The organism is Burkholderia alba, assembly GCF_034721475.1.
GTDB classification, from domain to species: Bacteria; Pseudomonadota; Gammaproteobacteria; order Burkholderiales; family Burkholderiaceae; genus Burkholderia; species Burkholderia alba.
This window is the reverse complement of the sequence record NZ_JAWJWL010000115.1, coordinates 1-2,522: the sequence shown is the minus strand read 5'-3', so window position 1 is coordinate 2,522 and position 2,522 is coordinate 1. Positions and strand designations below refer to the sequence as shown.

1 protein-coding gene is annotated in these 2,522 nt (G+C 70.9%); it reads left to right on the top strand.

All coding sequences use genetic code 11. From position 1 onward, the window contains the following. Positions 1-31 precede the first annotated feature (31 nt). A partial coding sequence (locus RZR99_RS32625) for a thioesterase domain-containing protein (RefSeq protein WP_323123805.1) occupies positions 32-2,522 on the top strand: 2,491 nt, incomplete at its 3' end.

The window sequence follows — 2,522 nt, the reverse complement described above, 5'->3', positions numbered from 1 at the left end:
GACCGCGCCGAACGGGCTCGCGCAGGAGGCGGTGATCCGCGCCGCCTTCGAGCGCGCCGGGCTGGCGCCTTCGCGGGCGGGCTACATCGAGACGCACGGCACCGGCACCTATCTCGGCGATCCGGTCGAGATCGAGGCGCTCGGCAACGTGGTCAACCCGGGCCGGCCTGCCGCCGAACGCTGCGTGCTCGGCTGCCTGAAGACCCATATCGGCCATCTCGAGCCGGCCGCCGGCATCGCTGGCGTGATCAAGGCCGTGCTATGCCTGCATCTGGGCACGATTCCCGGCAACCTCCATCTGCAGCGCGTCAATCCCTTGCTCAAGCTGGCCGAGCCCGGCTTCACCTTTCCCAGCGCACCGCTCGACTGGAGCGGCCCGACGCGCGTGGCCGGCGTCAGTTCGTTCGGCTTCGGCGGCGTCAATGGACACGTGGTGCTGACCTCCTTCGACAACGATGCCGGGGCGGCAGACGAAGGCGCCGCGGCCTCGCCGTGGGAGCGCGCTCGCCGCTACGCCGAGACTTATCCGCCGCACGGGCTCAAGCTGAAGTCCTATTGGTTCCGCCGCGCCGGGGCGACAGCCGCGGAGGCCGCCGAGCCGGCGCCGGCAAGCGCGCAACGACAGCCTGAGGCGATGCGGCCGCCGGAGCCGATGCGCCGGACGCCGGCGGCGCCCGCGCTCGACGCGCCGCGAGCCTTCCTCGCGCAGACGCGCCATCCGGTGTCGGCGGTGCGCGAACATGTCGAGATCCTGCTGCGACCGGGCGAGCCCGGCCTGGCCGATACCGGCAATTTCCATGTCGGTTTTTACCTCGACGCGATCTATCGGTTGTTCGGCCAGGGCGGGCAGGGCGTTCACGTGCGCCGTTTCGAGTTCCGGCTGCCCTTGCTGATCTCCAGCCATGTCGATACCCGCGTGCGCATCACGCTCGAGTCCGAGGGCGATGGGTTGCGCCGCGCGACCTTCCAGTACCGGGCCGACCAGGCGCCGGCGGTGCCGGCCGCCGGCGACGAACCCGGCTGGATCACCACCGCGCAGGCCCTGGTCGACCTGGAAGCGCCGGCCGCGGCGCGAGATGCGCGCACGCGCCGGGTCGAATCGATCCTGAGCAGTGTCGCGATACCGCTGCGGGTCGACGACGAGGCCGCGTTCTACCAGCGTTATGCCGAGATGGGGTTCCCGGCCGGCGGTTATGTCCGGGCGCTCGGCGAATGCCGCTTCCACGACGGCTTCAGCGTGGCCACGCTGCGGCCCGTGTTCGATCGCGACGACTACGGCCTCGGCGCGCACCCCGGATTCATCGACGCCGCCCTGCAGCCCTCGATCCTGCTGGCCGATCCCGAGGGCATGACGCCGTTCATGACCACCGCGATGGAGGAGGTGCGTCTGAGCGGGCCGCTCGCGCGCGACGGCGCCTACCGGCTGGTGAGTGTGCTGCTGCCGGCGCAGCCCGACGCCGAACCCGGCGCGGCGCGGCGCTTCGCGAGCACCTGGGCGCTGGTCGACGCCGGCGGCGCGAGAGTGATCGATTGCGCGCGTGCCGAGCTGCAGCGGCTCGGCGCCGGCACGCCGGCTTCGCGCAGCCTCGACACGCTGATTGCCGAGGGCGAGGCGCTCACGCCCGAGGGTTTGCTCGCGATCGTGGCGGGCCTGCTCGACTGCGCGCCGGACGAGATCGAGCTCGATCGCGCCCTGCTCGAACTCGGCATGGATTCCCTGATGCTGATGAAGCTGCAGCAGCAGCTCGACCAGCGCCAGGTGACGATCCGCAACCTGTTCCAGATGCGGCTGAGCGAGCTGCTCGAGCAGCTGGGCGGCGGCGCGGCGCCTGGTCGGGCGGCCGCGGCGCCCATCTCGGCCGAGGCAGTCGAGGCAGTCGAGGCGACTGCGGCAGCCGCGCCGTATGCACCGTTCAGCTCGTTCGAGCCCTGGTCGCGCGGGCGCGATGCCTGGCTGCGGGGCCGGTCGCGCGAGGATGCCTCGATCCGGCTCTACTGCTTCCCATACGCGCACATGTCGAGCGCGGTGTTCAAGGGATGGCAGGCGCAGTTGCCGGCCAATGTGGAGGTGCGGCCGATCGAGCTGCCCGGCCGCGGCGATCGCTGGCGCGAGCGGCCGGTGCAGGACGTCTGGACCGTGGCGTCGACGCTGACGCAGGTGCTGGGCGACGAGTTGGATCGGCCCTTCGCCATCTATGGCCACAGCGCCGGCGCCCTGATGGCCTATGTCTGGGCGCTGCATCTGCGCGCCTCTGGCATGCCGCTGCCACGGCACCTGTTCGCGGCGGCATTCTCGGCGCCCGGCACCGGCGAGAACCCGGTGATTCGCGACATGCGGGCGATCTACCGCAGCTTCGGCTTGCACGACATGCCGGTGCTCGAGGATATCTGTGTACCTGATGCCTCGCCGCTGATCGGCTCGCTGATCGACGCGCTCGAGCATTCGATGCGCCAGGCGGGACTGTTCGACTTCAGTCGCGACCTGATCCACGCGCAACTGCCGTCGTTGGTCGCCACTTTCG